The following is a 4,765-nucleotide window of genomic DNA, read 5'->3' on the forward strand; positions in this document are numbered from 1 at the left end:
ATTACCAGTCCGCCCGTTTGCGGGGCACCCGCAGTCAGATACAGGTTAACCGGCCTGGAGTCGACATGGGGATAAGCCTCATAGGGGGTGGGATTGTCTCGCTTATCATCCTCCCTTACAATCCATACTTCGGGATCCTCCTCCACATTGTTTTCCACACCATGCAGATACCGGGTAAACCAACGGTTCATCTGTTTCAGCGGTGGGGCGCCTCCGTGTCCTTGCTGGTGGTAATACAATTTCACCGGTACATCCTTCTCCTTTAAAGCTTTATAGATCCTGTAACTATGGATGGGCACTACATTCCAGTCGTTGAAGCCATGGGACATAAACACGGCAGCCTTCAGTGGTTCCAGATCGTTCAGGTAATCCCTGCCGGCCCAGAATGCATTGTAATCGCCTGTCACCCGGTCCTGGTTTTCCTGCATCTCTTCATCGCGGATGTGGCAGTTGCACCATTCGCGCCGCTCCGGGTTGCCGCTGTGGATCCAGTCGTACAGGTAATCGATGTCCTCTCCCAGGTAGCCCCCCGGATGGCGCACCAGGCCGTTGGAACGGTAATAATGGTAATAGGAAGTATTGGGTGCGATGGGAATAATAGCCTCCAGGCCTTCCACCCCGGTGGTGGCTGCTGCCAGGGGGATGGTTCCGTTATAGGAAGTACCGGTCATACCCACCTTACCGGTCGACCAGTAAGCCTCTACCGTTTCATCTCCGTCGGGGGTGGTATATCCCTTGGCCCGTCCATTGAGCCAGTCGATCACCGCCTTGGGTGCCAGCGATTCATTGTCTCCTCCTACGGTAGGACAGCCTTCCGAAAGGCCTGTTCCCGGTGAAGAGGAATGCACCACCACAAACCCCCGGGGCACCCAGGTCTCTACATGACCGTTGGAGATGACCGGACGCTGCCCGCGGCTGTCAATCGACGGGACATGCTCCCGTTCAGGGGGCTTCTTATTCAGCTCATGGCGGACATCCCAGAAATATTTTTCATCCGTGGATCCCACTCCCGCATAATACGGGCTCGAACCATAAATGACAGGAAGCTTCAGCCCCTGGGTCTCTGTTTGCCGGGGGCGGATCACATCCACATGCATGCGGTCCAACTTGCCATCGCCATCCGAATCGAATTCGGTCTCCACCCACAGGTCATGACGGATCCAATAGTCCGGATCCTTAAATTCAGGAACGACCTGGGCCTCTCCACCCTTGATGATGGGTTTTACCCGATTCTCATTGGCATAACCAATAAAGTCTTCCTGAGCAAAAATTTGAAAGGCACCTGATAATACCAATACGATCAGCAGAATTACGAGCTTTTTCAATTGATTCATAAGGATGTATATTTATTACAATCATTTTCGGACCTCTCTTCGCGTCCTTCGTAAATTAAGCACATTTTTTTTGAATTTTAAGCCAAAAAACAAAGCAAAATACATCCAAAAACAAATATCTATTGTTGTTCTATGACTTTTTGCATCACCTGGCGGGCAGTGAGAGAAAAAGCCGGATGAATATCCACACCGGCCTTTTTCAGGGCCCGGGCTGTCCATACATTGCAGGTGCGGGTGCCCCAGTAGGCGATGTTAGAGAGATAAAAACAGCTCATGGCCCGGGGTTTTTCCCGCAGGGGGATCAAAGCAGCAGAAGAACCGCAGGACGAATCCCGCTGAAAGCTCCCTCCGATGAACCGGACCATCGACTTAAAACCTTCCCGGGTCAATTCGAGGGGAACAACGTCCTGGCGGTCGGTGTATCCGGATGGCAGGTAGTTGAAACCATCCACATGAACGACCGATTGGGTTGGGAGCAAAGCAGCCCTCAAGGCGAGGCCAACAGTACCTTTAGGAGCCATAAAATATTTCCTGTCGCCCCAGCTGAAATTCAGATGAGTGGCCTCTGCAAAGTCGCCGGCAACATGGGGCAAAAGGGTGTCAAGTGATCCCCTGGGGATAAGGATTCCCGTATGCCAGCCCCGTTTAGTAACATATACCGGGATGGACGGCTCATCCTTCTGGGGTGGATAGGGGATATCCCGGGAAGAAGAACACCCCTGGAGCCACAGACTAAGCAAACCTGCCAGCGTTAAATATACAATCCATCGCATCATAAATGGGTGCAATCTGTATGAGCAGCTGACTCTCAACGATAGCCATCAGGCGGGTTGATGCCTGAACACAGGCTGAAAAAACTTTTATGCCCCACTGCATCTATGGGCTTATATGGCCGTGGTCTTCGCGAAACTCGGGATAAAGCTCATCCCTGACCCAATCGAATTCGGGTTCCACCTCAAGAATTTTTTGATAAGTGGCCAGGGCCTGCTTTTCCTCCCCGGCCTTGTCGTAGGATTGGGCCAGCCAGGCCAGGGCATTGAGATAACGCCAGTTGCACTTCAAATCCCCCTTTTTCGATTCAAACAACCGGATGGCCTTTTGGTAGTATTCCGCTGCCTTGTGATAGCTGCCTCCAAAGATGCGGGGCATATGAAATTCCGCATTTCCCTTCTCCATCCAGGCAATGGGGTTTTGGGCATCCAGCTCCACAGCCCGGTTGATGTGCTTCATGCTCCTGGGGCCTAGCCATACGGCCTTGCTGCGGTTCATCCCAATCTCATAGGCCAGGAAAGCCCCACGCATCGCCTCTGCAATGGAACGATATCCGGAGTATCGCTCCAGCTCCTCCAGATGATCCCGGCCATTATCCAGATACTCTTTTGCCCGGTCATGCCTGTCCATACCGATCAGCCAGGCCACATAACCATAATGGGCAATGAGGATAGCATAAAGCACGGCAGGTTCCTGACTGCGGGCATACTTGCGCTCCAGCTCATCGATCCATCCCGGCCAGGGATCCATTTCCCCGCTGATGTAGGACTCATAAAACCGGCATGCGTAGGAGGATGGATTTTCAGAAGGACCCTTAACCTGCTCATAAGAAAGTTCAGCGGGAGGGTCAACCCTGCCATGGCCAGGAACAGCACTTCCCAGTGCGATCAGCAACAGAGCCATACCGGTTATGATATACCGGGTCCACCAGATCATCCTCCGCCTGTGATCCTTCCTTTCCATGAGTATTTTCCCTTTCTTCTCACTTTGATACCCTTATAAACAATTAATATAAACGCAACCATCTGGGGAATATGATAAAGAAAATTCTTTTGTACAGGTTGCCGGCTTTTGAGTGAGATCACCATGCGCAAAAAGAGCACCATCAATAAATAGGCCATCAAACCCTGCCAACCGAGTCCCAGGGGAATGATCACCACCCCGCTTATCACCAGCAATGTAAAGAGCATGCTCATGGCCGGGCTTCCTCCAAAAAACTCGGTAACGTTCTTGGCAAAACCATGTACCCCTTCCTGAAAGGAGCCGTACATGCGGCACATGATGTCATGCCTGCCCAGCAGGGTAGCCGTTCGATAGCCTTCTTGCTTCATGATCCTGTTGATCTCTATGTCTTCCACCAGGTTGTCGCTTACCTGCCTGTGCCATTGATTAGCCCGGTATACAGCAGCGTCAAACATCATAAACTGACCGTTGGCCGCGGAAAAGGAGGGCCGGCGGCTCATCCTCACCAGGATCATCGGCAGCAGGCTCAGCAGGATCCAGTTCATCAGGGGCACGGTAAGCCATTCACCCCTGGTACGCATGATCTGATGGGGAAAGATGGAAAGCAGCGATAATTCTTTACGGGTGAAGTAAGCCACGGCTTTGTCAAGCAAATCAGGGCTCACCGATACATCCGCATCCAGATACAACAGCAACTCTCCCCTGGCCTCTTTTGCCAACCGGTAACAGGCATGGTTCTTACCGGTCCATCCATCCGGCAGGTCTTCTCCCCTCACCCATCTCACCCGGTTGTGCTTGCGGCTGAGGTCATCCAGGATTTGGGGGGTAGCATCACGGGAGTGGTCATCATAAACGATCAGCTCAAAATTTCTGTAGGTTTGATCCAGAAGGGCCCGGGTCAATCCGGGAAGGTTGTCGGCCTCATCGCGGGCAGGAATGAGCAGGGAAAGAAAAGGATTTACGGTAAGCGGCTCTTCCTTTCTTTGCTGTTTATGAATCGATTGCCTGAGATTATTGAACCACCCGGATCGAGCATCTGTATGATGTCCCTTTTCTGCGGGTGAAGAAACATTGGGAAGATATAAAGGCGAAAAAAAATTCACCAGTGCCACCCCCAGGCGAAGTCCGGCAAATACCAGTATGATCCAGGCCAATGCATGCATTACCATCTGATTCACTCCTTTTGTTCTGCCACCATATCCGTCAGCAGCCGGTTAAATTGCTTTTCCATATCTGACACGCACACCTTGCCACCTGGTTCATACTCCCTAAGGGCAAGAGTCACCGATGGCCGGGTATACGAAAAATAATCGATCAAAGCGGTCACAAAGAAAACCTGAACCTGGTCTTCCAGCCCCTGTAAAAACTTTTCGGGGCCTTTCTCAAACTGCACCGGGTAATCAAACATCGAACGTATCTCCCCCTGAGGGTATAGGGTTACCAGATTAGAAGGATCGCTCAGCAACCCGCGGGTATACCGAATGGTCTCTATCACCGAGGGAGAATGCTTCCGTATGGAGAAAGCCCCGCTCTTATTGAGGAACATGCGTTTTTTCAATTGTTCTTCCAACATCATCACATGGAACTTCCTGTGAAAGACCTGATCATTCAGATAATTGGCGAAAAACCCGTCCCACCAGCTGAAATGATTGCCGATCAGAAGCACGGGAAGCCCTTTGTCCTGAATATCACCTTTT

5 protein-coding genes are annotated in these 4,765 nt (G+C 51.5%); all 5 read right to left on the minus strand.

What is annotated here, in order from left to right; translation table 11 throughout:
• Window positions 1-1,334 (minus strand): prolyl oligopeptidase family serine peptidase (locus KGY70_17060; GenBank protein MBS3776910.1); only part of this gene is annotated, 1,334 nt, incomplete at its 3' end.
• 119 nt (window positions 1,335-1,453) lie between these two features.
• Window positions 1,454-2,110: a DUF2459 domain-containing protein gene (locus KGY70_17065; protein MBS3776911.1), complete on the minus strand. Its 657-nt coding sequence runs from the start codon at window positions 2,108-2,110 to the stop codon at window positions 1,454-1,456.
• Between the two features lie 100 nt (window positions 2,111-2,210).
• Window positions 2,211-3,068: a tetratricopeptide repeat protein gene (locus tag KGY70_17070; protein MBS3776912.1), complete on the minus strand. Its 858-nt coding sequence runs from the start codon at window positions 3,066-3,068 to the stop codon at window positions 2,211-2,213.
• Complete coding sequence (locus tag KGY70_17075; protein MBS3776913.1) at window positions 3,038-4,246, minus strand: glycosyltransferase family 2 protein; 1,209 nt, start codon at window positions 4,244-4,246, stop codon at window positions 3,038-3,040. The genes KGY70_17070 and KGY70_17075 overlap by 31 nt, the downstream gene beginning before the upstream one ends.
• The coding region (locus tag KGY70_17080; GenBank protein ID MBS3776914.1) for a hypothetical protein at window positions 4,243-4,765 on the minus strand (523 nt) is incomplete at its 5' end. The genes KGY70_17080 and KGY70_17075, both read right to left, overlap by 4 nt.

The organism is Bacteroidales bacterium (assembly GCA_018334875.1).
Lineage (GTDB): Bacteria > Bacteroidota > Bacteroidia > Bacteroidales > UBA12077 > JAGXLC01.